General features: G+C 66.5%; 22 protein-coding genes and 1 riboswitch. Of the genes, 10 read left to right on the forward strand and 12 right to left on the reverse strand.

Going from position 1 to position 25,939, the window contains the following annotated elements; all coding sequences use genetic code 11:
• Window positions 1-2 precede the first annotated feature (2 nt).
• Complete coding sequence (locus GQB00_RS18360) at window positions 3-1,211, reverse strand: HD-GYP domain-containing protein (RefSeq protein ID WP_111497039.1); 1,209 nt, start codon at window positions 1,209-1,211, stop codon at window positions 3-5.
• 147 nt (window positions 1,212-1,358) lie between these two features.
• Complete coding sequence (locus tag GQB00_RS18365) at window positions 1,359-2,171, reverse strand: TatD family hydrolase (RefSeq protein WP_165857350.1); 813 nt, start codon at window positions 2,169-2,171, stop codon at window positions 1,359-1,361.
• Between the two features lie 125 nt (window positions 2,172-2,296).
• Here GQB00_RS18365 and GQB00_RS18370 point away from each other — a divergent pair, with 125 nt between their 5' ends.
• A complete protein-coding gene (locus GQB00_RS18370; protein ID WP_165857351.1) occupies window positions 2,297-3,112 on the forward strand; it encodes a polyphosphate kinase in 816 nt (271 codons plus the stop codon).
• 138 nt (window positions 3,113-3,250) lie between these two features.
• Window positions 3,251-5,740 carry an ExeM/NucH family extracellular endonuclease gene (locus GQB00_RS18375; RefSeq protein WP_165857352.1) on the forward strand — a complete coding sequence of 830 codons (2,490 nt, stop codon included), beginning with the start codon at window positions 3,251-3,253 and terminating at the stop codon, window positions 5,738-5,740.
• Between the two features lie 61 nt (window positions 5,741-5,801).
• On the opposite strand, the gene GQB00_RS18380 is transcribed toward GQB00_RS18375, so the two are convergent.
• Genes GQB00_RS18380 through GQB00_RS18395 form a run of 4 tightly spaced genes read right to left on the reverse strand, consistent with a single transcriptional unit; the run spans window position 5,802 to window position 9,127 of the window.
• On the reverse strand, window positions 5,802-6,218 hold the full coding sequence (locus tag GQB00_RS18380) for a pseudoazurin (RefSeq protein ID WP_165857353.1): 417 nt from the start codon (window positions 6,216-6,218) through the stop codon (window positions 5,802-5,804).
• Between the two features lie 13 nt (window positions 6,219-6,231).
• Window positions 6,232-6,996, reverse strand: a complete 765-nt coding sequence (locus tag GQB00_RS18385; protein ID WP_165857354.1) for an ABC transporter ATP-binding protein — start codon at window positions 6,994-6,996, stop codon at window positions 6,232-6,234.
• Complete coding sequence (locus GQB00_RS18390; RefSeq protein WP_111497033.1) at window positions 6,993-8,060, reverse strand: FecCD family ABC transporter permease; 1,068 nt, start codon at window positions 8,058-8,060, stop codon at window positions 6,993-6,995. The genes GQB00_RS18385 and GQB00_RS18390 overlap by 4 nt, the downstream gene beginning before the upstream one ends.
• Window positions 8,057-9,127, reverse strand: a complete 1,071-nt coding sequence (locus tag GQB00_RS18395; protein WP_165857355.1) for an ABC transporter substrate-binding protein — start codon at window positions 9,125-9,127, stop codon at window positions 8,057-8,059. Before GQB00_RS18395 ends, GQB00_RS18390 begins: the two co-directional genes overlap by 4 nt.
• A gap of 151 nt (window positions 9,128-9,278) precedes the next feature.
• Window positions 9,279-9,493, reverse strand: a riboswitch (cobalamin riboswitch).
• A gap of 185 nt (window positions 9,494-9,678) precedes the next feature.
• On the opposite strand from GQB00_RS18395, the gene GQB00_RS18400 reads away from it, so the two are divergent.
• Genes GQB00_RS18400 through GQB00_RS18415 form a run of 4 tightly spaced genes read left to right on the forward strand, consistent with a single transcriptional unit; the run spans window position 9,679 to window position 13,715 of the window.
• On the forward strand, window positions 9,679-10,242 hold the full coding sequence (locus GQB00_RS18400; RefSeq protein WP_165857356.1) for a heme NO-binding domain-containing protein: 564 nt from the start codon (window positions 9,679-9,681) through the stop codon (window positions 10,240-10,242).
• Window positions 10,235-12,151, forward strand: a complete 1,917-nt coding sequence (locus GQB00_RS18405) for a putative bifunctional diguanylate cyclase/phosphodiesterase (RefSeq protein WP_162628838.1) — start codon at window positions 10,235-10,237, stop codon at window positions 12,149-12,151. Before GQB00_RS18400 ends, GQB00_RS18405 begins: the two co-directional genes overlap by 8 nt.
• A 35-nt stretch (window positions 12,152-12,186) precedes the next feature.
• On the forward strand, window positions 12,187-12,474 hold the full coding sequence (locus GQB00_RS18410) for a SelT/SelW/SelH family protein (RefSeq protein WP_111497263.1): 288 nt from the start codon (window positions 12,187-12,189) through the stop codon (window positions 12,472-12,474).
• Window positions 12,471-13,715, forward strand: a complete 1,245-nt coding sequence (locus GQB00_RS18415; RefSeq protein ID WP_323127306.1) for a methyltransferase — start codon at window positions 12,471-12,473, stop codon at window positions 13,713-13,715. Before GQB00_RS18410 ends, GQB00_RS18415 begins: the two co-directional genes overlap by 4 nt.
• Here GQB00_RS18415 and GQB00_RS18420 read toward each other — a convergent pair.
• The 3 genes from GQB00_RS18420 to GQB00_RS18430 all read right to left on the reverse strand — a co-directional run bounded on the left by GQB00_RS18420 (window position 13,700) and on the right by GQB00_RS18430 (window position 17,952).
• Window positions 13,700-14,185, reverse strand: coding sequence for a DUF4124 domain-containing protein (locus GQB00_RS18420; protein WP_165857357.1), 486 nt, complete (start codon window positions 14,183-14,185; stop codon window positions 13,700-13,702). The genes GQB00_RS18415 and GQB00_RS18420 overlap by 16 nt on opposite strands.
• A gap of 64 nt (window positions 14,186-14,249) precedes the next feature.
• Window positions 14,250-15,437: an OmpA family protein gene (locus tag GQB00_RS18425; RefSeq protein ID WP_165857358.1), complete on the reverse strand. Its 1,188-nt coding sequence runs from the start codon at window positions 15,435-15,437 to the stop codon at window positions 14,250-14,252.
• Between the two features lie 205 nt (window positions 15,438-15,642).
• Window positions 15,643-17,952, reverse strand: coding sequence for an ATP-dependent helicase (locus GQB00_RS18430; RefSeq protein ID WP_416234168.1), 2,310 nt, complete (start codon window positions 17,950-17,952; stop codon window positions 15,643-15,645).
• Window positions 17,953-18,006: 54 nt separating this feature from the next.
• On the opposite strand from GQB00_RS18430, the gene GQB00_RS18435 reads away from it, so the two are divergent.
• Together GQB00_RS18435 and GQB00_RS18440 are read left to right on the forward strand one after the other, a co-directional pair.
• Window positions 18,007-18,390 (forward strand): DUF2237 family protein, encoded by a 384-nt coding sequence (locus GQB00_RS18435; RefSeq protein WP_111497025.1) that lies wholly within the window; start codon window positions 18,007-18,009, stop codon window positions 18,388-18,390.
• A gap of 4 nt (window positions 18,391-18,394) precedes the next feature.
• Window positions 18,395-20,545: a tRNA(Met) cytidine acetyltransferase TmcA gene (locus GQB00_RS18440; protein WP_165857360.1), complete on the forward strand. Its 2,151-nt coding sequence runs from the start codon at window positions 18,395-18,397 to the stop codon at window positions 20,543-20,545.
• 7 nt (window positions 20,546-20,552) lie between these two features.
• On the opposite strand, the gene GQB00_RS18445 is transcribed toward GQB00_RS18440, so the two are convergent.
• Entirely contained in the window at window positions 20,553-21,659 is a 1,107-nt protein-coding gene (locus GQB00_RS18445; RefSeq protein ID WP_165857361.1) for an enoyl-CoA hydratase/isomerase family protein, read from the reverse strand.
• Between the two features lie 347 nt (window positions 21,660-22,006).
• On the opposite strand from GQB00_RS18445, the gene GQB00_RS18450 reads away from it, so the two are divergent.
• Complete coding sequence (locus GQB00_RS18450) at window positions 22,007-22,333, forward strand: c-type cytochrome (protein ID WP_111497023.1); 327 nt, start codon at window positions 22,007-22,009, stop codon at window positions 22,331-22,333.
• A 157-nt stretch (window positions 22,334-22,490) separates the two neighbouring features.
• Here the strand turns inward: GQB00_RS18450 and ppnN are convergent, their stop codons facing one another.
• Window positions 22,491-23,864 carry a nucleotide 5'-monophosphate nucleosidase PpnN gene (gene ppnN, locus GQB00_RS18455; RefSeq protein WP_111497022.1) on the reverse strand — a complete coding sequence of 458 codons (1,374 nt, stop codon included), beginning with the start codon at window positions 23,862-23,864 and terminating at the stop codon, window positions 22,491-22,493.
• Between the two features lie 201 nt (window positions 23,865-24,065).
• On the opposite strand from ppnN, the gene thiI reads away from it, so the two are divergent.
• Entirely contained in the window at window positions 24,066-25,514 is a 1,449-nt protein-coding gene (gene thiI / locus GQB00_RS18460) for a tRNA uracil 4-sulfurtransferase ThiI (RefSeq protein ID WP_165857362.1), read from the forward strand.
• Between the two features lie 46 nt (window positions 25,515-25,560).
• Here thiI and GQB00_RS18465 read toward each other — a convergent pair whose 3' ends face one another.
• On the reverse strand, window positions 25,561-25,776 hold the full coding sequence (locus tag GQB00_RS18465) for a PA3496 family putative envelope integrity protein (RefSeq protein ID WP_111497020.1): 216 nt from the start codon (window positions 25,774-25,776) through the stop codon (window positions 25,561-25,563).
• Window positions 25,777-25,939: the final 163 nt, after the last annotated feature.

A 25,939-nucleotide genomic window follows, 5' to 3' on the forward strand; every position in this document is an offset into this window, starting at 1 on the left:
GTTCAGGCCAGCACCCGCCGTATGTCGAGCTTGTAGGCCGCCGGGTCCACCGCCTGCACGATCCGGTCCTGGTTGCCGGGGGCGGCCAGATCCAGGGTCTCCAGGGTGACCGGCATGCGAAATTTGGTGTGATAGAACAGGCGGACGACCGGCAGGCGCTGGTCGTCCGCGTTGGTCTCCACCACCACGCCCAGGCGACCGCTTTCCAGCAGTACCGTTGACCCCACCGGATAGATCCCGATACAGCGGATGAACTGCCGCACCAGCTCCGGATCCAGGTGACTGCCGCTCCACTCCATGAGTTTCTTGAGCCCCTGTGTCGGCGTTAGGCCCTCGTGGTAGACGCGGTTGGCGGTGATGGCGTCGTAGACGTCGGCAATGGCGACCATTCGGCCGTAGATCGAGATCTCCTCCCCTTTGAGCCCTGCCGGATAACCGCCGCCGTCCACCCGCTCGTGGTGCTGCGCCGCGGTGAGCAGGGTCAGCTCGCCAATGCCTTCGATGCTGGCCAGCAGCGTGTGTGAATGCACCGCGTGCTGTTTCATGATCTCGAACTCGCCGGGATTGAGGCGGCCGGGTTTATGCAGGATGTTGTCGGGGATGAGGATCTTGCCGATGTCGTGCAGCAGGGCGCCCACCACGGTTTCGGTCATCACCTGCGGGGACAGTTGCATGGCTTTGCCGAAAATGGACATCAACACGCTCAGGTTGACCGAATGCTCCAGCAGGTAGTTGTCCTTCTCGCGGATGCGGCCCAGGCAGGCCATGGCATTGGGGTTGCGGAACACCGAGCCCTGCAGGGCTTCGGCCAGCTCCTGCACCGGCGCCAGGTCGATGGCCTTGCCCAGTTTGACGTCCTGCATCAGGTTGCCCACCAGACCTTCCGCCTCACTGTGGACGCGGCGGGCTGCTACCATCTCCTCCTCCAGGGCGGTCCGGGCCTGGGTGTAGGGGGCCAGTGCGCCCACCTCCTGCAACAGACGCTCATTGGCGCGATCCACGTTCTGGGCAGGTTCCGCGTCGGGGGCGTCCAGCCCCTTGTCGGTGTCGATATAGACGTAGTCCACACCCAGACCGGCAATTCGGGCGATCAGTTCCTCACGGCGAATCACGCCCCGGCGGCGGTTGTTGTTGTGGGGTATCCAGTCGTTGTTCAGGTCGGAGATGAACATGCCGACCCGCAGGGCTGAAACGGGTATCCGCTTGATCATGGCTTCGGCATACCGATGGTCGTCATCTGACTTTGGCGATGGAACGGTTACGTACCCCGAGTCTAGTCGAGTTGGCGAAGGGGACGACTAAAAATCCGTTCATGTGCCGGCGGCGAGCCGTTTGGCCCGCCGGGATGCGGGCCGGCCTCAGCCGGCGGGGAAGAAGGTGCGCAGGCTGTTGGCGTAGGTGGTTTCCAGCACCGTGTCCAGCGGCAGGTCTTTCACCTCGGCCACTTTTTCCGCCACGAACGGGATGTAGAAGGGGGCGTTCTCGCGGCCGCGGTAGGGCACCGGCGTCAGGAACGGCGAATCCGTTTCCAGCAGCAGCTGGCCGATGGGTGTCATGCGGATGATGTCGCGCACGTTCTCCGCCTTGTTGAAGGTGGAGATGCCGTTGAAGCCCAGGCACCAGCCCTGATCCAGGGCATACTGCGCCAGGCCGGGGCCGGACGTGAAGCTGTGGATCACACCACGACGCTTCAGGGTGCCCTCGAATTCTTTCAGGATCTCGATGGTGTCGTCGTCCGCCTCGCGGCTGTGGATGACCACCGGGCGATCGGTGTCACAGGCGATCTGCAGCTGGCGCCGGAACACCTCGCGCTGCACCTCCCGGTCGGCGTTGTCGTAGAAGTAGTCCAGGCCGATTTCGCCCACCGCGACCATCTTGTCGCCGCCCACGTGCTGGCGGATTTCCGCTTCCACGGCGTCGCTGTAGGTCTCCGCCTCGTGCGGATGGATGCCCTGGGTGCCGTAGACGAAATCCGCCTCGCCGGTCAGTTCACGCACGGTGGCCAGGTTATCCGGCGCCACAGCAATGGTGATCACGCGCTCGATGTTGACCCGGCGCGCCTCGGCCAGGGTCTCCGCCAGGGGGCGGTCCTTGAGGTAATCCAGGTGGCAGTGGGTTTCGATGATCGGCTGCTCGAAAACCGGAATCTCGCGACGTTTCTTCTTGCTCATGGCCAGACACTTGCCTGTCTTGATGCGGTGAATGGGAACTGTGAATCAGATGTGGGGCAGTCTACCATTTCCAGCAAAGGCGATCCCAATCCGCAAAGCCCGCAGCGGGAAGAGGAAGCACGGCGATGATGACCACCCCGTTCAACGAAACCTGGCGCTACGACCCCACGCGGCAGACCCTGGCCGACTACGCCGCGGACGTGGCCGACGAGACGGCGCTGCCCACGCTGGAAACCAGCCTGGAGAACATCGGCGAGTACCAGCGCCGGCTCTGGGCCAACCGCAAGCGCGCGGTGCTGCTGATCGTGCACGGCCTCGACGCCAGCGGCAAGGACAGCCTGATCCGCACCCTGGCCACCTACATGGATCCGGCGGGCTTCCACGCCTGGTCCTTCGGCCGCCCCCAGGGTGTGGAGGCGCGTCACGATTTCCTGTGGCGCGTGGTGCCCATGCTGCCGGCGTTTGGCGAGTTGACCGCCTTCAACCGCAGTCACCACGAAGGTGTGATCGCCGAGCGCCTGTGGCCGATCCACGCGGACGATCACTACAACTGGCAGGCCCGCTACGAAGCCATTCGCGGTTTCGAAAACAACCTGGTGCGCGAGGGCACGACGGTCATCAAGTGCTGGCTGCGCCTGACCGAAGACGAGCACCGCCGCCGCCTGGTTACCCGCCTGGACAAGCCCCGCAAGCGCTGGAAGTTCGACCCCTCCGACGTCGAGGCCTGGCAGCGGCGCGACGATTACCTGGCCCGTGCCGAGGAAGCCATCGCCGCCACCCACACCGCCGAGGCGCCGTGGTTCATCATTCCCGGCGACCGCAAGCCGGTGGCCCGGGCCGTCGTCGCGGCCATGCTGGACGAACAGCTCCAGGCCCTGGCACCGGACTACCCGGAGGCGGACGAGAAAACCCTCAAGGCCTACCGCAAGTTGCTGACCTGACGCCCTGTCTTAAAACCGCCACACGCCGGTCATCGTTTCCCAATCTGCCCGTCATCTGCGGCGGGCACAGTCGTTGATGCCCTGAAAAATTCGCAACAACAAGCACTGCAAAGCCATCACTGCAAAAGGACAGGCATCATGCGCTCAAGCAAACTCACGCTGGCGGCCGCCGTGGCGGGGCTGCTGGCGGGTCCGGCCCAGGCCGGCCTGGTCATCAGCGAGTACATCGAAGGCTCCGGCAACAACAAGGCGATCGAGTTGCTCAACACCGGCAGCGACCCGGTGGACCTGACCGCCTGGGAAATACAGGTCTTTTTCAACGGCAGCACCTCTGCCGGGGTGACCCTCGACCTGCAAGGCGAGGTGGCCGCCGGCGCCAACCACGTCTACGCCCACAGCGCCTCGGACGACGCGATCCTGGCGGTCGCCGACCAGACCACCGGCGCCGGCCTGTTCAACGGCGACGACGCGGTGGTGCTGCTCAACGGCGGCGCGATTGTCGACAGCATCGGCCAGGTGGGCGAGGACCCGGGCAGCTACTGGGGCAATGACGACGTCAGGACCCAGAACCAGACCCTGCGACGTCGCGACGGCACTGATCCGGATGCCGATCCCTACAACGCTTTCGACCCCGCCGCCCGCTACGACGCCTACGGCCAGGACAGCTTCGAGGATTTGGGCAGCGCCAACGGCGACAGCGGCGAGCCGACCGATCCGGGTGACGTGGACATGACCTGCGGCGCGTCCGCGACCCGGATCTCCGAGATCCAGGGCAGCGGCGCCACCAGCCCGCTAGTGGACACCGGTGTGGTGGTGGAAGCCACCGTGACCGCCTACGCCGCCGGCGACAACGGCCTGGGCGGTTTCTACATCCAGGAGGAAGCGGACGACCAGGACGGCAACCCGGCCACCTCCGAAGGGCTGTTCGTGTACGGGCCGGGCGCGGCCGTGAGCGTGGGCGACCGGGTACGCATCGCCGGCCAGGTGGTCGAGTACAGTGGCCTGACCGAGCTGAGTTCGGTCAGCGACCTGACCGTGTGCGGCGCCGGAGCCGCCATTGAGCCGGTGTCCATCCAGCTGCCCTGGGCCGACGCCGACGCGCCGGAAGCCTGGGAAAGCATGCGGGTCACCTTCGACCAGCCGCTGACGGTCAACGACACCTACGACCTGGGCCGCTACGGCAGCCTCACCCTCGGCAGCGGCCGTCATTTCATCCCCACCCAGGTGGTGGCTCCGGGCACCGATGCGCAACTGGTGGCGGAGATGAACGCCCTGGATAGCGTGATTCTGGACGATGCCTCCAACACCCAGAATCCGGAGGTCGTGCCCTATCCGGCGCCGCAGCTGAGCGCCGCCAATACCGTGCGCGATGGGGACCGGGTCAGCGGCCTGACCGGCGTGCTGGACTACCGCTTCGAAGCCTGGCGCGTGCAGCCGGTGCAGGCGCCGACCTTCGTGGCCGACAACCCGCGCCCGGGCGCTCCGGACCTGCAGGACCGCGGCAACCTGGTGGTGGCGTCGTTCAACGTACTCAACTTCTTCAACGGCGATGGCCTGGGCGGCGGCTTCCCGACCGCACGCGGCGCCAACGACGCGGAAGAGCTGCAGCGCCAGACCGACAAACTGGTCAGCGCCATCCGCGCCCTGGACGCCGATGTGGTGGGCCTGATGGAGATCGAGAACGACGGCTATGGCGAGAACAGCGCGGTGGCCGAACTGGCCGATGCGCTGGGTAGCCACTGGTCCTATGTGGATCCGGGCCTGGCGCAGTTGGGCGGCGACGCCATCGCCGTGGCGCTGGTGTATCGCAGTGACCGGGTCGAGACCGTGGGCGACGCGGCGACCCTGACCGGTGCCCCGTTCGTCGACCTCAACCGTCAGCCCCTGGCCCAGACGTTCCGAGGGCTCGATAGCGACGATGGCGTGACTGTGGTGGTCAACCACCTCAAGTCCAAGGGCTGCGGCGATGCCGAGGGCGCCAACGCCGCCCAGGGCGACGGCCAGGGCTGCTGGAACGCCTCGCGCACCGAGGCGGCCCGGGCGCTCTCCAACTGGCTGGCCAACGACGCCACCGGCAGCGGTGAGGACGACGTGCTGGTGATCGGCGACATGAACGCCTACGCCCTGGAAGACCCGATCACGACCCTGCGCAACAGCGGCTACACCAACCTGGTGGACCAGTTCGTCGGGCCCCAGGCGTACTCCTACGTCTACTACGGTGCGGCCGGCACCCTCGACCACGCCCTGGCCAACGAGGCGCTGGCGGACAAGGTCGTGGACGCTACCGTCTGGCCCATCAACGCCGACGAGCCCAAGGTGCTGGATTACAACCTGGAGTACCAGACCGCCGAGCAGCAGGCCAGCTTCTACGCGCCGGACGCCTACCGGGCCTCGGACCACGACCCGGTGGTGATCGCGCTGGCGATGGGCGAAGCGGCGCCGGTGGCGTCGGCGGACCTCAACGGAGATGGCCGCATCGACGGTCGCGATCTGACACGGCTGACCCTGGCGCTGCTGTTCGGCCGCGCCAGCGTCGACCGCCACGACATTGACGGCGACGGCCGGGTCAGCGTGCGCGACCTGTTCGCGTTGATCCAGGCCGGGCGTGAGGCGCGTCGTATCGCCTGACCCGGCGGAAGCACCACCGGAAATGAAAACGCCCGCGATTGCGGGCGTTTTTTATGGCGGATCAGTCGGTGGCGAGAATCGATTCAAACCGTTGCCGCGCCCGGTTGGGCAGGTCATCGGGCAATTCGCCGGCGCTGGCGTGGGCGTCACCCACCTCGATCAGCATCACCATGCCCATGGCGTAGTGGGGCGAGCATTTCACGCCGTAGACGCCGGGCTCGTCCAGGGTCACGGTGATTTCCTCGTCGATGCCGCCGATAAAGCGCTCGGCGCCGGCCGGCAACATGCTCTTGATGGCCGCGGCGTTGTGGCCGCGCTGGGTCGCCACGAAGTGCACGCTGTCTCCCGGCGCGATGGTCAGGTGGTCGGGTTGGTACACCATGGCCTCACTGCCGGCGCGGGTAAGCATGTTGACCGTGTGGGTTTCGGCCTGGGCCAGGGTGGGGATCAACAGGATCAGAAACAGGGTCAGTCGCATGGGTCTTCCGGAATCAGATGGCTTGTCGGAAACGCAGGATCGGACGGCCGTCCAGCGGATCGTCGATGACGTCTGCCCGGACGCCGAAGGTGCGCTGCAGGCGCTCGGCGCTCAGCACACCGGTGGGCGGGCCCAGGTCGACCAGGCGGCCGCGTTCCATGACGCCCAGCCGGTCGCAGTCCATGGCCTGGTTGAGGTCGTGTAGGGCGATCACCACGGTGATCGGCAAACGCCGCACCAGGTCCAGGATCGACAGCTGGTGGTGGATGTCCAGGTGGTTGGTGGGCTCGTCCAGCAGCAGGATGCGCGGTTGCTGGGCCAGGGCGCGGGCAATGTGCACCCGCTGGCGCTCGCCGCCGGACAGGGTGTGCCAGAGACGGTCGCCGAAATGACGCATTTCCACGTCGTCCAGGGCGCGGTTGACGATGCGTTCGTCGGCGTCCGACCAGGGCCGCAGCGGCGACAGGAACGGCGTGCGCCCCAGTTCCACCGCCTGGCGCACGCTGAGCCGCTCACCGGTATCCGCCTGCTGTTCCACCAGGGCGACGGACTGGGCGATGTCACGCTGGCGCAGCCGCGCCATGGGGCGACCGTCCAGCCGGACCATGCCGGCGCGGGGCTTGCGCAGGCCGGCCAGCAGGCGCAGCAGGGTGGTCTTGCCCGACCCGTTCGGCCCCACCAGACCGAAGGTTTCCCCCGGCTCGATGCTCAGGTTGACGTTATCCACCAGCTTGCGGCCGTGGACGGTCCAGTCGAGGTGTTCGGCACACAGCTTCATCGCGTTCCGCTCCCCCGGATCAGGATCAGGGCAAACGCCGGCGCGCCGATCAGCGAGGTGATGACGCCGATGGGCAGCACCTGACCGGGCACCAGGATGCGCGACAGGATGTCCGAGCCGATCAGGAACACCGCGCCGGCCAGGGCCGAGGCGGGTACCAGCCGGGCGTGACGGCTGCCGACGATGAAGCGCATGGCGTGGGGAATCACCAGCCCCACGAAGCCGATGGCGCCGACCATGGACACCATCACCGCCGTCACCAGCGCCGTGATGCCGATCAGCAGCCCGCGCACCCGGCGCACGGCGATGCCCAGTGAGGCGGCGCTGTCGGCGCCGAAGGTGAAGGCGTCCAGCGCGCGCATGTGCCACAGGCACACCAGCAGGCCGGCCAGGGCGGTGGGGACCGCCAGGGTGACGTCCTCCCAGCGCACGCCGGACAGGTTGCCCAGCAGCCAGAACATGATGCCCCGGGCCTGCTCGGCGTTGGCGGATTTGGCGATGATGAAAGCCGTCAGGGCGTTGAACAGCTGGGAGCCGGCAATGCCCGCCAGGATAATGGCGCCGGCGGTCTGGATGCCGCGTCCGCCGTTGCCTCCGCTGGCTGCCCGGGCCAGCATCACCACCAGCCCGAACGCCAGGGTGGCGCCGGCGAAGGCACCCGCCGATAGGGTGACAGCTCCGGCGCCAACGCCGATCACCGTGACCGCCACGGCGCCGGTGGAAGCGCCGGCGGAGATGCCCATCAGGAACGGGTCGGCGAGGGCGTTACGCAGCAGCGCCTGCAGCACCACCCCGGCCAGCGCCAGGCCGGAGCCACAGCAGGCGGCGACGATGGCGCGGCTGAGCCGGTAGCTCCAGATGATGCCGGCATCGATCCGGTCCACGGCGTAGCCCGCTCCCCACAGGTGGTTGGCGAGCACCTTGAGGATGGTCTCGATGGGAATCCGGGTCTCGCCGATGGCGGTACCGGCGACCAGCGCGGTCAGCAGTACCGTCGGCGCCAGCCAGAACCAGTGCAGGCGCGGTGCCGTCAGTGGCCAGATCGTCGCGAGGGCGCGGATCATCGGTTGAAGGTCATCTCCGCCAGGGATTCAGACAGCGCTTCCAGGCCAAAGATGGTGCGCAGGGTGGCGCTCATGGCGTGGGCATCCATCTGCACGATGCGGCCTTCCTTGACGGCGGTCATCTGGCTGGCGACGGGATCGGTGCGCAGGAACTCCAGTTTCTTTTCCACGTCGTCGGCGGGGAAGCGGCGACGGTCCATGCGGGCGACGACGATGATGTCCGGGTCGGCCTTGGCGATGGACTCCCAGCCCACGGTGGGCCATTCCTCATCGGACTCGATCACGTTGCGGATGCCCAGCTTGTCCATCATGTAGCCCGGTGCGCCCAGGCGGCCGGCGACGTAGGGATCGATTTCCAGGTCGGCGGAGGAGAACCAGAACACGGCGGACAGGTCGTCCGGCAGATCCAGGTCGCGGGCGCGCGCGACGGCCTTGCTCTCGCGGGCTTTGAGGTCGGCCACCAGCTCGTCGCCGGCGTTTTCCACGTCGTAGATGGTCGCCAGTTCGTGGATCCCCTTGTAGACGGAATCCGTTGAAAACGCGGCGACGCGGGTGCCGTCACCGCCGGTGGAGTTGTCCTTGGTGTCGCAGTCCGCCGGCAGGATGTAGGTGTTGATGCCCAGGTCGTGGAACTGGTCGCGGGTGGCGACGATGCCGGTGGGGCCAACGTGCCACTCGTACTGGACCGCCACCAGGTCCGGCTTGTGATTGACCACGGCTTCGAAGCTGGGGTCGTTGTCGGCGATGCGCTCTATCTGGTCGTTGAGGGCCCTGTATTCCGGCAGCACCGGGTTGAACCACACCGACGTGGCGGACACTTTGTTGCCCAGCCCCAGCGAGTAGAGCATCTCGGTGGCGGACTGGCCGATGGTGACGGTGCTCTGCGGGGCGGCGTCGAATTCGATGTCACGGCCGCAGTTGGTCAGGGTCAATGGGTAGTCGGTGGCCGCTGCAAGCGGCGTGTAGAGGGCCGCTATCGCCAGAAGTAAGCCGCGCAGCGGTCGAGTCGCGTCTGCGGCCCGTTGAAAACGGCTGTTTTGATGGCCTGCTGATTGAGGGGAAGTCATGTCAGTCCCGATCTCCGTTGTCGCTATATGGTTATGTTATAACATAACAGTTAGCTGAGGTTGCAATCGGGGGGATGGAAACGCGTCGGGTCGGCTGGCAGATCGCTGAGATGGGAATCGTCCTTCCTGAACCCCGGGGCACCCCGCCCGGATGGGTGAACGTCGTGTCGGCAGGTCTCCTGACTGACGGGTCGTGGCTGCGCCCGGCCTTCCCGGGGTTTCCCAGTGGCGCGGATGGGCGTGGCTCGCCGCCTACAGTTGCGGGGGCAGTTTCGTTTCGCGGCGGGGCCGCGGCGAATTCCCTGGTCGGGAGCGTCTTGCGATGCTCCGTGCTTCCCGAAGGAAACCGACGAGTGGAGCATAAACAGCTTGGCGGGCCGGAGCAAGTCGGGACGCTCTTGAATACGCGCTCCGGCCCGTCGTGGCGGCGAAAGGTGAGTGTAAAACCTTATAAAGTGGCCCTGCATCGGTCCGGAGGTTGGCCTAGACTGGAGGCCTGGCCGGAACCACCCGACGTTGCCCGGCCCCGGCACGGTAGAGTATCGATAGGCATGATTGGATTGATCCAGAAAGTCTTACTGGAACTGGTGGAAAGCGAAGGCGGACCGGAGGCCTTGGCAGAGGTCCGGGCCAAGGCGGAACTGGCCCCGGGCCAGGATTTCCGGATCGACACCGACTACGACGACGGGCAGTGCCTGCGTCTGATCCGGGCGGCCCAAAGCCATTTCCAGCTGGACGAAGAGACCCTCTGGGCGCTCTACGCCGACTATTTCATCAACATCTCCCGGCGCATGTTCCCCATTTTCTATCAGGTGTCCGGTTCGGCGCGGGATTTCCTCAAACGCCAACCGGCCGTGCACGCCACCCTCGCCGCCGGCCTGCGCGACGAAGACGAGCGCGACCGGGTGCGGGACAAGTTTTCGGTGCGGGAGCAGGGCGATCGCCTGCTGGTCACCTACGGTTCCCCGAATCGCCTGTGCGGGCTCTATGAAGCGCTGTTCCGGCGCTTGTTGCAGGAGTATGGCGAAACCGGCCAGTTCGTGGTGGAACGCTGCCGCAAGCGCGGCGACGCCGCGTGCCGTTTCTGCCTGCAGGTGGAGGCCGCCGGTGACTGACGCCGAAAAGCGCCTGCGCGACGAGATCAACGCCATTGCCGACCAGTTGTGCCAGGCGGTGGACGGCCGCTTCGACTTTCACGTCCACTCGGCTTCCGACGACCTGGATATCCAGAAACTGTCGGTGCTGTCCAACTTCGTGCTGGAGTCGGTGCGCCGCAACCTCGCCGAGCTGGAACGCGTGAAGTCGGATCTGGAGCAGCGCGTGGCGGAGCGCACGCGGCGCCTGAACCTGGTGATCGAAGGGGCCAACGACGGCGTCTGGGAGTGGAATCTTGAGGAAGAGCGCTTGCAGGTCTCGCAACGCTGGCTGGCGATGTGCGGTCGCACCGATCTGGGCACCTCGTTCGCGCCCTCCCACTGGCTCGACATGATCCATCCGGCGGACGTGTCCGGGGTGCGCCAGCAACTGCACGACCACATCAACGGCCTGATACCCCGATTTCGGGCCGAGTACCGCCTGGCCAACGGTCGCGGCGGTTACCGCTGGGTTGTCGCGCGGGGGATCTGCGACCACGATCCGGCCACCGGTACGGCGCGCATGATCTCCGGCACCCAGGCGGACATCACCCGGCAGAAGTTCATCAACCCCGGCACCGGCCTGGCCAACGTCCATTACCTGGAAACCACACTGGCCGACCGTCTGCGGCAGGCCGACGGCGCGGACATCGATATCCTGGCCATCGCCCTGCCCAACCATGCGCTGGTGCGGGAGACGCTGAGTCGCAGGGAGAACGAACTGTTGACGGCTGAGCTGCGCCGGCGCCTGGAGCAATGCGTCCGCGACGGCGAGCTGATCGCCACGCTGTCCGACAGCTCCACGGCGATCCTGCTGCGCGGACCGCGCCGGGAGTCCCTGGAAGAGCGTGCCCGCCAGATACTGGCGCGTTTCGACCGCATCTTCTCCATCGGTGAGCGCAGCGTCTGGCTGTCGGCGGTGGTCGGCACCATGGCGGTGCGCGAGACCCATCTGGACTCCGCCGCGGCCGTGCTGCAGGCCTTGCGGACCCTGATGCGCAAGGCCCGGCAGCAGGGCACCGGGCACTGCCTGCGCTACCAGGACGACATGAGTCGCGAGAACCTGGAGCGCCTGGAAACCGAACAACTGCTGCGCAACGCTCTGCGGCTGGGCTGGGTCGAGCCGTTTCTGCAGCCGCTGGTCAACCTGTACGACGGGCGGATCACCGGCTTCGAGGCCCTGGCCCGGATACGCCACCCGGAACGCGGTCTGATCGGGCCGGGGCAGTTCATTGGCGTGGCGGAAGAAACCGGCCTGATCCGCGAGCTGAGCGAGCAGCTGCAGGACAAACTCATCCCGCTGTTCACCGACCCGCGTCTGCTCCAGGCCTACGGCGAACACTTCAACCTCGGCATCAACCTGTCCGCCGTGCAGCTGCACGACCCGCACCTGGCCGACAACCTGCTCCGACGCCTGGCCGACGCCGGCGTCAGTCCCAGCCGGCTCAAGGTGGAAATCACCGAAACCGCCGTCATGGCCGACTCGCGGCTGGCGGTGCGGTTGATGGATCAATTGCGAGAGGGCGGTATCGCGGTGGCGCTGGACGATTTCGGTGCCGGCTATTCCTCGCTGGGCTACCTGCGCCAGCTGCCGCTGGACTACCTCAAGATCGACCGCTCCCTGGTGTCCGGCCTGGACCGCGACGCCGAGAAACGCGCCATCCTGGAGATGGTCATCGCCCTGTGCGAGCGGCTGCACCTGAAGGTGGTGGTGGAAGGCATCGAGACCGAGCGCATGCTCAGCTGCGTGATGGGGCTGGGTGCGACCATGGGCCAGGGATTCCTGTTCAGCCGGCCACTGCCGGTGGACGAGCTGATCCGCCAGGTGCCCGCCATGGGGCTGCTGCAGGTGGCGGAGGGTGGCCAGACCGCCTACGGCGCGGGACAATAGCGCTGTCGCTTCGTTTCTGATTGTTGGAGACCGCCATGTCGAGTCGTATCGAGATTCACTACTGTACGCAATGCCGCTGGCTGTTGCGTTCCGCCTGGATGGCCCAGGAGCTGCTGACCACTTTCGAGGACGAGATCGCCGAGCTGACCCTGAAACCCGGGACCGGCGGTGTGTTCGAAGTGCGCGCCGACGACCGGCTGATCTGGTCGCGTAAGGAAGCGGGGCGCTTTCCCGAGATCACCGAACTCAAGCAGGTCGTGCGCGATGCCATCGCCCCGGATCGCTCGCTGGGGCATGCCGACCGCAAGAAAGAGCCGTCGTGACCCCAGCCCCGGCTCCGGAGATCCCGCCGGCGAAAACGGATTGGCGCGAGCGTTGGCTGGCGATGGATCGCTGGCTTGCCGCCCAGCATGCGTTCTGGCTGCCGGTGCCGTTCGCTACGCCGGAGCCGGGTTGGACGCGCGAGCAGCCGGCCTTGGCGCGGTGGCTTGAGGCACTGGACGAGGCGTCGGTGGCCGTTTACGAGACGGACGGTGCCGCGCTGACGGAGGCCCTGGCACCACTGCTGCCGGCCCTGGCCGAGCGCCGGGCACTGCTGCACCTGCCCTTCCTGGGCGGTACGCCGGACCCGTTGCCGGAGACCCAGGCCGTCGACATGCCCGGTCGCAAACGCCTGCAATCCGGTGCCCTGGCCGGTGCCCTGAAACCGCTGGCGCATCCCGTGCTTGACTGGTGCTGCGGCAAAGGCCACCTGGCACGGACGCTGGCGCCGCACGTGGATGGGCCGGTCAGCGGGTTCGAATGGGACGCGGCGCTGGTGCGCGATGGCAACGACCTGGCGCGCCGCTACCATGATCATGTCACCCTGCAACATCAGGACGTCCTCGCCGACGATCTGCCCTGGCCCGATGCCCACCATGGTGTGGCCCTGCACGCCTGCGGCGACCTGCACCGGCGGTTGATCCGCGGCGCCACCACCCAGTGCTGGCCCCGGCTCAGCGTGTCCCCCTGCTGTTTCCACCTCACTGGCGAGGCGCGCTACACCCCGCTTTCCCGGCTGGCGGCGGATCACAGCCGGATGCCGGAGCTGTCCCGCGCCATGCTGCGCCTGGCGGTGCGCGAGACGGTCACCGCGCCGGCCCGGGTGCGGCGCCAGACCGTGCAGCAACAGGTCTGGCGGCTGGGGTTCGATGCGCTCCAGCGTCACCTGCGCGGGGTCGAGGAGTACCTGCCGGTGCCCTCGCATCCGACCCGGCTGAACCACGAGGGGTTTGCGGCCTTCTGTCGCTGGGCCGCCGACCGGCGCGGTGTGCCCCTCCCGCACGATGTCGACTGGGATCGCTGGCTGGTGGAAGGCGGGCGACGACAGCGTCAGGTCAGACGCCATGAACTGCTGCGTCACTTGTTCCGGCGACCGCTGGAGGTGTGGATGGTGTTGGACTACGCGGTGTTCCTGGAAGAACGGGGCTACCGGGTGCGGCTGGGGACCTTCTGCGAGCGGGCGCTGACGCCCCGCAATCTGTTACTGGATGCCGAGCGGGTGCCGGCTCAGGGTTTGCGGTAGACCACTTTGTCCACACAGCCGTCCTTGAAGTAAACGTACGTCAGCTCGTACAGGCGGCCGTAGTAGTCGGTCGTGTAGACCCAGGTTTCCTGGGGCGTGGGGTAGGTTTCCGAGGTGCGCCCGAACGCGTCGATCACGTTTTCGCGGGTCATGCCACGCACTACCTGTTCGCGAATGATGTAACGGCGCAGGTCGGTGGAGGGAATGAACCGGCAGGGTGAATCGTCGTGCCTTTCGGCGGAAGATGTGGCCTCGTCGGGCTCGGACGTTTGCGGCTGTGGCCGGGATTCCGGCAGGTTGCTGTCGAAGGCGCCGCCAATGCGGTTGTCCTGGATGGTGACGGTTTCGGCGTCGCCGCCGCAGGGCGTGTCGGAATAGCGTACGGTCCCGCCCTCGCTGCACCGGTAGATGTCCGCCTGGACGCCGGCTGGCGCCAGACCGAGGAGCAGTAAAACCAGAACCGTACGCATCGATACCTCTCAATTCGAACGCGGCGATACCGCCGACTCCCAGACGGAGTCGGCGGTATCGCGCCTAGCGCGCCATCTGCACCGACGCCTCGACGCGGCGATTCTCGCGCCGGCCCTGGGCGGTGCTGTTGTCGGCGATGGGCTCGGCTTCGCCATAGCCACGCGCGCTGACCCGGTCGGCATCGACGCCCAGTGTTTCCACCAGACGGTCGGCGACCGCTTCCGCGCGGCGCTGGGACAGGGTCTGGTTGTAACTGGCCGCACCGGTGTTGTCGGTATGACCGCCAACCTCGACCACCGTGTCCGGATGCTCTTCCAGGAAATCCGCCACCCGGCGCAGTTGATCGTCGTAACGGTCGTCGATGGTGGCACTGTTGGTGGGGAACATCACTTCCAGGGTGAAGGTTTCCACTTCCTCCATCACGCCTTGGCAGCCGGTTTCGTCCACGTCCGCGCCGGCCGTGGTGTTGGGGCACTGATCGCGACTGTCGACGACGCCGTCGTTGTCGCTGTCCAGTTCGCAGCCACGGCTGTTGACGCTGGCGCCGGCCGGGGTGTCCGGGCATTCATCGAGACGGTTGGGCACGCCGTCGTTGTCGCCGTCCGGCTCGCAGCCATTGGCATCGACACCGACGCCGGAGGGGGTGCCCGGGCACTGGTCGCGGTCGTCGGTGACGCCGTCGTTATCGGTGTCCACCGGCTCCGGTTCGGACGACCCGACACCGAAGGCGAAGCTCATGCCCACCGAAGCCAGGGTGTCGAAGGATTCCTCGTCGAGGCTGTAGAACTCGCGCACGTCGCCGCGCAGGGAGATCAGCTCGCTGATGTTGTAACGGATACCGCCACCCAGATTGAGGCGGGTTTCCCCGGCAATGCCGCTGCCCACGCTCTCGAATTCGGTGTGGCCGGCACCGGTCGCCAGATACGGATTCCAGGTTTCGTCCGGATCGCCGAAGTAGTACAGGCCATCCAGGCGGTAGTCGTCGAAATCGCTGCTGCCGGAGATGTACTTGCGGTCGGCGTCGCCGCGGGAGTAGACCGCCTCGATCGCCCAGCGCGGCAGGAAGCGATATTCGATACCGCCGCCGTAGGTGTCGGACTCGCTCAGATCCCGGTTGTCATCGAAGTATTGATAACCGATGAACGGGTTGAGGTAGATGTGCTGCTCGTCCGCCAGCGCCGGCGCAGCGACGCTGGCGGCCAGGACCGCGATGCCCAGCGGGCGCCAGCTGAGTGGTTGTGGAAATGTCATAGGAACCTCCTGTTCGTTTCATTCGAGTCATTTTTCTGGTGAATTATTATTGTTGGCCGAACGTCGCCTGCGGCCCTGTCCGGCGGACACAGGCCGCCGCGAATGCGCCACGTCCCTGTGCGTTTACGCACAATTTTAATAACGGGATGCCTGAAGGTCAGTCTTTTCGGGACTTTATTGCAGAATGGAAATCTTTTGCGGCCGTTCAGGAAAGGTTCGGTTCGCTGAAATCCGGTTCGCGAAAATACAGATGCGCGCTCTTCTTGCTGAAGGTCAGGGTGTCGCCGTTGTCGAAGCAGACGTCGAAGGCGCCTTCGGATTCGTCGGTGACCCGGCCGGCACCGAGAAGAGCGTGAACCAGACGCGGGCGGCACCAGATGGGGCCGGAACCGCTGTCGGTCTCGGCTGTATCGCCGCCCACCAGGGTGACGCCGGCGCGCTCGGCGTAGCGCTCGCTGATGGCGGTGAGCGGCTGGTCCAGCTCGATGGCCCCGTCGTTGCCGACGCCGTCGTCCAGCGCTGAGCCCAGGGCATCGCTGATCGGGAAGCAGAGTTCGTGCATGAAGCGGCTGGGGCCCTGATCGCCGTCCAGGTGCGGTGTGCCCTGGTCCGGCCGGGTGATCAGGTGGAGGGCATCGCGGGTCCGGGTCAGGGCCACGTACAGCAGGCGCCGTTCGCTTTCCAGCAGGCCCTTGAGGTCGTCGGTCTGGCGCGCGGTGTAGGGCAGGTACTTCTCCTGCAGGCCGGGGATGATCACCATCGGCCACTCCAGCCCCTTGGTGCGGTGCATGGTGGACAGTTGCACCCCGCCGCGTCCGGGCTGGCGGGCCTGATCGCGCAGCGTGTCCAGGTGGGCCAGGGCCTCGCCCACTCCGCAGTCTAGGCCGTACAGATAGGCCTGGAAGCCGCGCACGGTCTCGATGCGCTCGTCGGCGGCCTCGTGGGTCATGGCCAGGCTGCGGATGCCGTCGAACAGCTCGGTGTCCTCGGCGTAGCGTTTGACCAGGGTGTGGGCGCGGCCGCTGTAGCCGTCCAGCGTCTGCAGGCACTGGCCCAGTTTGCGCAGCTTGCGGGCAGGCATGGGGCCGAGGCTGTCGAAATCCAGGTCCAGCAGGCGGGCGCCCCATTGGCCTTCGAAGCGCGCCAGCATCTGCGCCAGGTTCTGCAGCTCCGCTTCCTTGAGCCCCACGTGGGGGAAACGCAGCAGGGCGCGCGCCACGTCCAGCCGGCTCTCTTCGGGCAGGATCGCCAACTGGCCGCCGCAGACCCGCAGCAGGTGCGTCACCGCCTCCACTTCGCGGGTGAACAGGGCGCCTTTGTTACTGTCGATGCGGTAGGGCACGCCGCGCGACAGCAGGCGCAGCTCGATCGGCACGCTCTGGCTCCACACCCGGAACAGGATGGCGATGGCTTCCAGCGGCTCTCCGGCGTCGCGTCGGGCTTCCACCAGACGCAGGATCACCGCGCTGTCGTCCTTGCTCTCGTGGCGCTCGATGGTGGTGGCCGGCGTAGCCTCGTGGGCGTGGCAGAGCACGTTCTTACGCCCGCTGTTGTGGCTGATCAGGTGGTTGGCCAACAGCGCGACCCGATGGCCGTAGCGGAAGGTGTAGCTCAGGGTCTGCTCGATGGGGCTCTCGAATTCCTCGCTGAAGCGGTTGAGGATGAACTCCGGCTGGGCGCCGCGGAACTCGTAGATGGTCTGGTCCGGATCGCCCACCACCGTCACCCGGGCGCGGTCGCCGGCGATGTAGCGCAGCAGCAGGTGCTGGATCTCGTTGGTGTCCTGGTACTCGTCCACCATCACCAGGTCCATCTTGTTGGCCACCAGGCGTTGTAGCGGCGGGTTCTGGTGGATCGCCATCACCGGCTCGTAGAGCATGTCGGCGTAGCTGATGCGGGCATTGCGCTTGCGCCATTGCTCGAAGCCGTGGAACAGGTCGATCAGGTAACGGTGCTTGGGGCTGTAATCGAGCTGCTCGAAGACGATCTCCACCGGCGACAGGGTGGTCTTGACCCGGTCGATGAAGCCGGCGGCGGTTTCCACGTAGTCTTTCTTGTTGCGCTTGATCTCGTCCTGCAGCGATTCCGGCGCCAGCTGGCGGGTCAGCAGCCAGACCTGGAACTGGATCTCCTGCTCGCTGAGGATGTTGTCGACGAAATCCGGCAGGTAGCCCTCGCGCACGAAACGCTTGTACAGGCGGAAGCCCATGGCGTGGTACGTGCGGATTTCCGGCAGCCCCAGGCCGGTGTCCGTAGCCACTGACTGCAGCTTCTTCTGGAAGTCGTCCCGCGCGCTGCGGTTGAACATCAGCACCAGCATGCGATTGGGATCGTGGCCCTGTTCCAGCAGGTAGCGGATGCGCCAGGCCAGGGTGGTGGTCTTGCCACTGCCGGCCACGGCCGTAATCAGGGCGTGCTCGTAGCCGGCGGTGATGATGGCGTGCTGTTCGTCGGTCAGGTGCGGGGGGAGGGCTGTTGGCATGGGCGCTATTCTGGCATGGTCCCGGGCGCTCATCCATAATGGATTCCCCCCGGATTCCGCAAAAACGCTCGGTCAGGAGGCACGATCATGGAGCAAGCACAAAACGACGCACGCAACGTACTGGGCGAACCCCTGGAGGCTTGCGGCTACGATCCCAAGACCGGTTTCTATCGCGATGGCTGCTGCAACGTCGGCCCGGACGATTTCGGGGTTCATGCCGTGTGCGCCGTGGTCACCGACGATTTTCTCGAGTTCTCCCGGGCGCGCGGCAACGACCTGTCCACACCGCGTCCGGAGTTCGGCTTCCCGGGCCTGCGCGCGGGCGATCCCTGGTGCCTGTGCGCCGGTCGCTGGCAGGAGGCGTTCAACGCCGGGCAGGCGCCCCGGGTGCGACTGCGTGCCACACACCAGGCCGCCCTGGCGCATTGCGACCTCGACGCCCTGAAGCGTCACGCGGTCGATCTGAGCTGAGCGAGTGGCCACGCCGTCTCTGCCCACCGGCTGGCCGCAGCCGGACGATATCCAGCGCTGGTGCGGCCTGCTGCGTCACGCCGGTGAGCGCCGGTTGCTGCTGATCGAATCCGATCCGGACACTGCTCGGGCCTACGCGCGTCATCTGTGCGATCACCCGCCGGCCAGCCGCCGTCTGTGGGTGGGTGATCCGGCCGCTGCCGCGGAAGATGCCTTGCCCGTGACCGGCGCCCACAAGGCTATCCGCTGGCTGGGCCGGGAGCTGGATCTGGTGATCTGGGATGGCTGGCACGGTAACCCGCCGGACAGCCTGGCGGCCCTGATGGGCACCCTCGGCGCCGGCGCCCTGTTCATCTGGCTGATGCCGCCCCGCAGCGACTGGCCACAGTTCCACGACCCCGATTACGCCCGCACCGGTCTGGATCGTCCCGGCGATCACCCGTTCCTGGCCCGCCTTGCGCAGGCGCTGGCAAACCATCCCGCCGTGGTCCGGCTCGACGCCGATGGTCAGTGGGGGTCGCTGTCGGTGCGTCCCCGGCGAGAGGCGTTTGCCCTGGCCGACAGCGCCGATCAGATCGCCGCCATCGATGCCATCGACCAGACCGGCCGCGGCCGCCGACGCCGCCCGCTGGTGGTGCGGGCCGATCGGGGCCGGGGCAAATCCACCGCGCTGGGGCGCGCCGCCGCCCGTCTGCTGCAGGACAAGTGGCAACGGGTGCTGGTGACCGCGCCCCAGGCCGAGGCGGTGGAGACGCTGATGACAGCGGCGGCCGAAAGCTGGCCGGAGGCCGAACGCAGCGGCCTGGCGCTGAGCGACGGCGAGCGCGAGCTGCGCTTCGTGCCGCCGGACGTGCTGCTGCGGGAACGGCCCGAAGCGGGCCTGGTGCTGGTGGACGAGGCGGCCGGGCTGCCCGCGCCGATGCTGGAAGCCATTCTCACCGGCTGGCCCCGGGTGGTGTTTGCCACCACCGTTCACGGCTATGAAGGCACCGGGCGCGGGTTTGACGTGCGCTTCCGGGCGGCGCTGGACCGGCACACGCCCCAGTGGCGTCCGTGCAGGCTGAACCAGCCGATCCGCTGGGCCGAAGGCGATCCGTTCGAAGCCCTGGTCAACGACCTGTTCCTGCTGGACGCCGACAGCGTCGCGGCAACGCCGGCGGATGCGGAGGTGGGCATCTATCCCTGGCAGCCGTCGGAGGCGGACGCCGTCACCCTGGCCCAGGCCTTCGGGTTGCTCACCGATGCCCACTACCGCACCACGCCGGCGGACCTGCGCCAGTGGCTGGACGATACCGGCGCGCGCAGCTGGCTGGCGCGCGAGGGCGGGGACGACGGACCGGTCGTCGGCGTGCTCTGGGCCAGTCGCGAGGGTGGGTTGCCGCCGGAACTGGCGCGCCGGGTCATGCGCGGCGAGCGCCGGATTCGCGGCCATCTGCTGGCGCAGTCCCTGGCCAGCCACGGTGGCATCGCGGCGGTGGCCAGCCTGCAGATCGACCGGGTGGTGCGGATTGCGGTGGTGCCGGAACTGCGCCGCCGGGGCATCGGGCGCCGGTTGCTGAGCGCCGCTACCCAGAACGCCCAGCGGGAAGGCTCCGATCTGCTGGGCACCAGCTTCGGCGTGACCGGTCCGCTGCTGGGCTTCTGGCGCCGGGCGGCCATGCACCCGTTGCGCCTGGGGCTGCACCGGTCCGCCAGCAGTGGCGAGCACACCCTGCAGATGAGTCTGGCGCTGACCCAGGAAGGGGCGGTGCTGCAACAGACGCTGCAACAGCGGTTCTCGGAGCACTGGCCGCTGCTGCTGGCGCGGGAGTTTACGGAACTGGAGGCGACGCTGGCGCTGTCATTGAGTGGCTCCTGGCTGCACACCGACGCCCTCGGGGCCATGGATCACGTGGAGTTGGCGGCGTTTGCCGACGGTTATCGGTTGTTCGAGCTGTCGCGCCTGCCGCTGCAGCGGCTGACCGGACAGCCGGGCGTGGTCCGCACGCTGCTGGATCACGACGACGGCGTGCTCTGGTGCCGCGCGATCCTGCAGGGTTGGGGCTGGGCCGATCTGCAGGGCGCCGGGTTGTGTCAGGGGCGGCGTGCCGGCGAACAGACGCTGCGGCGTCTGGCCCGCCAGCTGCTGGATCAGGTCGATACGCCGGCGGGATAGCTGGCGTTCAGTGCAGGTCCCCCAGGGGATCGTCCGCCGGCAGCCAGGGTGCGGTGAAGTGGCGCTCCACGTGCTCGACCGGCACCGCATCGACGCGGCCGAACTGCCACTGCGGGTTCTGGTCCTTGTCGATCACCCGCGCGCGGATGCCTTCGCGCAGGTCGCCTTCAGCGCAGCAGCGCACCGCCATCACCAGCTCCATGCGGAAGATTTCCTTCAGCGATAGCTGCCGGGCCCGGCGCAGTTGCTCCCACACCAGCCAGGCGGTGGTGGGGCAGCCCTTCTCCAGGTTGGCGATGGCCGTTTGCCACCAGTCGTCTTCGGCGGCTTCCCCAGTCAGCTTGTGCACCACTTCCGGCAGTGATTCGCCACGGCACAGCTGGGCGATGCGCTGTTCGTGGTCGGCCAGGTGGCTGTCCGGCAGAGTGGGGGCCTGCTCCACGGCGAACCGGTTGAGCAGGCGATACAGGCGGTTGTCGTCGGCGGCGCGGTCGCCGGTCCAGCGGGTGTCGACGATGCGCTGGATCAGGGCATCGGGTTTCTCATCCGCCACCGCCAGGTCGGCCAGGCCGATGCGCAGGGCGTCGCTCTGGTTCAGGCGCGCGCCGGTCAGGCCCAGGAACAGGCCGATGCCTTCCGGCAGGCGATTGAGGAAATAGCCGGCGCCCACGTCCGGGAACAGGCCGATGCTGATTTCCGGCATCGCCAGCTGCGCCGAGGGCGAGACCAGTCGGTAGCGGCTGCCGGCCAGCAGGCCCAGGCCGCCACCCAGGGTCAGGCCGTGGGCCCAGCACACCAGCGGTTTGGGATAGCGGTGCAGGGTGTAATCCAGCCGGTACTCGGCGGCGAAATACTGGATCGCGTGGCTGTCGCCCTGCCCGGCATCGATGGCCTGGTGCAGTTGGCGGATATCGCCGCCGGCGCAGAAGCCTTTGTCGCCTTCACCGGAGATAAGCACCAGGCACACGGAGGGATCCTGCGCCCACTGGTCCAGGGTGGCCTGCATCTGGCGGATCATGGGCTCCGACAGCGCGTTGAGGCTGCGCGGAGCGTCCAGGGTGATCAGGCCGATCTGGCCTTCGGTGCAGGGGCGGACTTCAGTGCGAATGGACATGAATAGACGGTACTCCTGAAACAGTGCGCCTGGGCGGTGTCATCCGGCCGGTTCGTTCCGGTGCGGCCAGCCCTACAGCATACCCGGTTGCGGGGCGGCGTACAGGGGGCCGGCTTGCCCTCACGATGTCACTCCGGCCCGGTGGCGATGAATGCGACCAAGGTCGAATTCGCTCTACGACCAAAAGCCCACATCAAGTGGCGGATTTATCGGGACTTCTGCCCTGTGGTATAAGCTTTGTGCCAACAACGACGATTCCAACAGAAGAATCACGGGGTCGCTGGATGCCGCAAATCGATTGCATGGGCACCAGGGATCACCCAGAGAGACCAGATTGAGGGCTTTTTATGAAGTGGATGTACACGTTACCGATGCTTGCCGTATCGGTGCTTCCGGTGGCCGCCCAGGCGGCGGGTGACGCCGAGGCGGGTAAACAGAAAGCAGCGGTGTGCGCCGCCTGTCACGGTCAGGACGGGCACGCCCAGATTCCCACCTATCCCAACCTGGCGGGCCAGAACGAGCAGTATCTGGTCACGGCCATGAAAGCGTACAAGGCCGGCCAGCGCCAGGGCGGCCAGGCGGCGGTGATGCAGGCCCAGGCGGCGGCCCTGAACGATCAGGACATCGCCAACCTGGCGGCTTACTACGCCAACCTGCCGGCGGCCAAGGAGTAAGCGCCGGTATCCAGGCATGTCTCCCGTCACGGGACGGGCAGACATGTTGGTGTTTTCGCCTGACAGGACGACCCGTTCCGGCGCGAAGCGAATGGACGGCCTCCATCCGCTTCCATTCGGCCTCCGGGCGGCCGCCGTAAAGCACTGGTTTGCCCGATTACGGATTCACAATCCGGTAGCTCGGCTTGTACGCCGCCCCCGGCAGCTTCATCCGGTTTTGCTGCACGAACGCCGTCAGCAGTTCTTCCAGCGGTTGCAGCAGCTCCGGGTCGCCGGCGATTTCGAACGGGCCGTGCTCTTCCACCTGACGCACCCCCTGTTCCTTGACGTTGCCGGCGACGATGCCGCTGAAGGCCTTGCGCAGGTTGGCGGCGATCAGGTGCGCCGGCTGGTTGCGGTGCAGTTCCAGTGATCGCATGCTCTCGTGGGTGGGCTCGAACGGCGCCTGGAACACCGGGTCGATCTTGAGCATCCAGTTGAAGTAGTACGCGTCCTGGTTGGTGCGTCGGAACGACTGCACTTCGTGCATACCCTGTTTCATGGCCTGGGCCACCTTTTCCGGATCGTCGATGATGATCTGGTAGCGCGCCGCGGCTTCCTCGCCCAGGGCGTTGCGGATGAAGCGGTCGATCATCTCGAAGTACTCCGCGTTCTCCGGCAGGCCGGTGAACACCAGCGGGAAGGGCAGGTCGCGGTTGTCCGGGTGCAGCAGGATGCCCAGCAGATAGAGGATCTCCTCGGCTGTGCCCACGCCGCCGGGGAACACGATGATGCCGTGTCCGACGCGGACGAAGGCTTCCAGGCGCTTCTCGATGTCCGGCATGATCACCAGTTCGTTGACGATCGGGTTGGGCGGTTCCGCGCCGATGATGCCCGGTTCGGTGATGCCGATGTAGCGCCCGGACTTGACCCGCTGTTTGGCGTGGCCAATGGTCGCGCCTTTCATCGGGCCCTTCATGGCGCCCGGCCCGCAGCCGGTGCAGATGCTCAGCCCGCGCAGGCCCAGTTCGTGGCCCACCTCCTTGCTGTAGACGTATTCCTCGCGCCCGATGGAGTGGCCGCCCCAGCACACCACCAGGTCCGGCTGGCGGCCGGCGTGCATCACTCGCGCATTGCGCAGCACGTGGAAGATCAGGTTGGTGACCGTGTCGGGGTCGTCGCGTTTGAGGCCGGGGTAGTTACTGACGATGGAGTGGGCGTAGATGATATCGCGTAACACCGAGAACAGGTGCTCGCGGATGCCGCGCAGCATTTCGCCGTCGACAAACGCCTGGGCCGGGGCGTTGATCAGCTCCAGTTTAAGGCCACGGGGTTGGGGCACCAGACGGATGTCGAAATCCGCGTGCTGCTCCATCAGGTTCTTGCAGTCGTCGGTGTCGGTGCCGATGTTCATGACGGCCAGCGCACACTGGCGAAACAGGCGATACAGCCCGCCCTCGCTTTTATCCTTGAGGCGGTTCACTTCGTGACTGGAAAGGATCTCCAGGCTGCCCTCGGGTGAGACCAGGGCATTGATGGTTTCCTGCGCCATGTAATGTCGTCCATTTGGTGACTGGGGAGCGACCGTCCGGCCGATGGGCCACCGGTCTTACCCTGAGTGTAACGGTTTTGCGGCCGGGTGATCAGTGTCCCTGCACGAGTCAGGCGGTGGCTTCGGCGGTTCCCTATTTTTCTTTGTCGGGGCAAATCGGTAAACTGCTGCTTTTTTCACCAAGCGACCGAACTTTTCAGCATGAATTTCCTGATTCGACCCAGTGCGGAAGTGGCCATCAAGAGCAAGCCCGTCCGCCGCCAGCAGATCCGCCAGCTCCGCCAGAACGTCAGCAAGATTCTTCGCCGCGCCGATGAGCGCATCAAAGTGGAAGGCAACTGGGATCGCCTCGATGTGCGGGTTCCCGACGATGCCGACAGTGCCCCTCTGGTGGACCTGCTGCGCTGTGTCCCGGGCATCAGCAACTTTCTCGAGGTGCGCGACTACCCGCTGACCACCCTGGACGAGGTGGCCGAACGCACGCTGGCGATCTGGGGCCAGGCCCTGGACGGCAAATCCTTTGCGGTGCGTGCGCGGCGCACGGGCGAGCATCCGTTTACCTCTTCCGACGTGGAGCGCAAGGTAGGCGCCGTGCTGTTGGCCGAGTCCGGCGCGGCGCGGGTCGATCTCAAGAACCCGGATGAACAGGTGCGCGTGGAAGTCATCCACGACCGCTTCCACATCGTCGAGCGTCGTTTCGAAGGCCTGGGCGGCTATCCGCTGGGCAGCGTGGAGACGGCCGTGAGCCTGCTGTCCGGCGGCTACGATTCCTCGGTGGCCACCTACCTCACCATGCGCCGCGGTCTGCGTACCCACTTCCTGTTCTTCAACCTGGGTGGGGATGCCCACGAGGTGGGCGTGAAGCAGGTGGCGCACTATCTGTGGTCGCGTTACGGCGCCTCCCACTCGGTGAAGTTCATTTCCGTGCCGTTCGAGGGCGTGGTTGGTGAAATCATGCGTTCCGTGGATCACCGCCACATGGGCGTCGTCCTAAAACGCATGATGCTGAAGGTGGCCTCGCGGATTTCCGCCACCGGTCTGGGCAAGGCGATCGTGACCGGCGATGCGGTGGCGCAGGTGTCCAGCCAGACGCTGGCCAACCTGAACGTGGTGGATCGGGCCAGCGAGGAAGTGGTGCTGCGGCCGCTGATCACCATGGACAAGGTGGACATCATCCGCCTGGCGGACGAAATCGGCACCGAGAGCTATGCCCGCAACATGCCGGAGTACTGTGGCGTGATTTCCCAGAAGCCGGTGACCCGCGCCAAGCTGCACCGGGTTGAGGCGGAAGAAGCCAAGATGGACATGGCGGTGATCGAGCAGGCCATCGAGGATCGGGTGGAAACGCCGATCCAGAAGATCCTGGATACGGTCAGCACCCCGGAAGACGTGGAGCTGGTGCAGACGCCGGCGGTCGGTGATGTGGTGATCGACGTGCGTCATCCCAACGAGGAAGAGCGCTCGCCGCTGCACCTGACCAACAACCAGATCCTGCACATTCCGTTCTACGAGCTGAACCAGCGAGTCGAGGAACTGGCTGACAACCAGCGTTACCTCCTCTACTGCGACAAGGGGACCATGAGCCGCATGCACGCGGGCCATCTCAAGGCCACCGGTCGCGACAACATCCTCGTCTACGCCCCGGCCTGATCCGGGGACGGCGGGGCGCCCCGGAGGCGTCCGCCGTCAGGCCCAGTCAGTCGTCCAGCCAGCCGTCGCGGATGGAATCTTCCAGTGCCTTGCGCTCGAAGTGCTGCTCGATCGCACGGCGCGCGGCCAGACGGCGCTTGGCGGCCGCTTTCTCGCGGTCGCGCTGCTCGTCGCGCTGCAGGTGATCGAAAATGGAGAGAATTTCGGCCTGAACGGATTCGACCGGCTGCTGGTTGGCGGTGTTTGCTGTTGAAGATCGCACGTGTCACATCCTCCCTAGGAAAATCCAACCCGATTGCGTCCCGGATCCCTCATCCGGTCAGCAAAAGCGTACTCCCACTCTGTGACAGGACAGTGACCGGATCTGGCCACCATCCGCCCCCTGATTGTGCTTTTTAGCGCGCTTCAGCCAGCCTGTTGCCGGA

The sequence above is a fragment of the Marinobacter sp. JSM 1782161 genome (assembly GCF_011421605.1).
GTDB lineage: Bacteria > Pseudomonadota > Gammaproteobacteria > Pseudomonadales > Oleiphilaceae > Marinobacter_A > Marinobacter_A bohaiensis.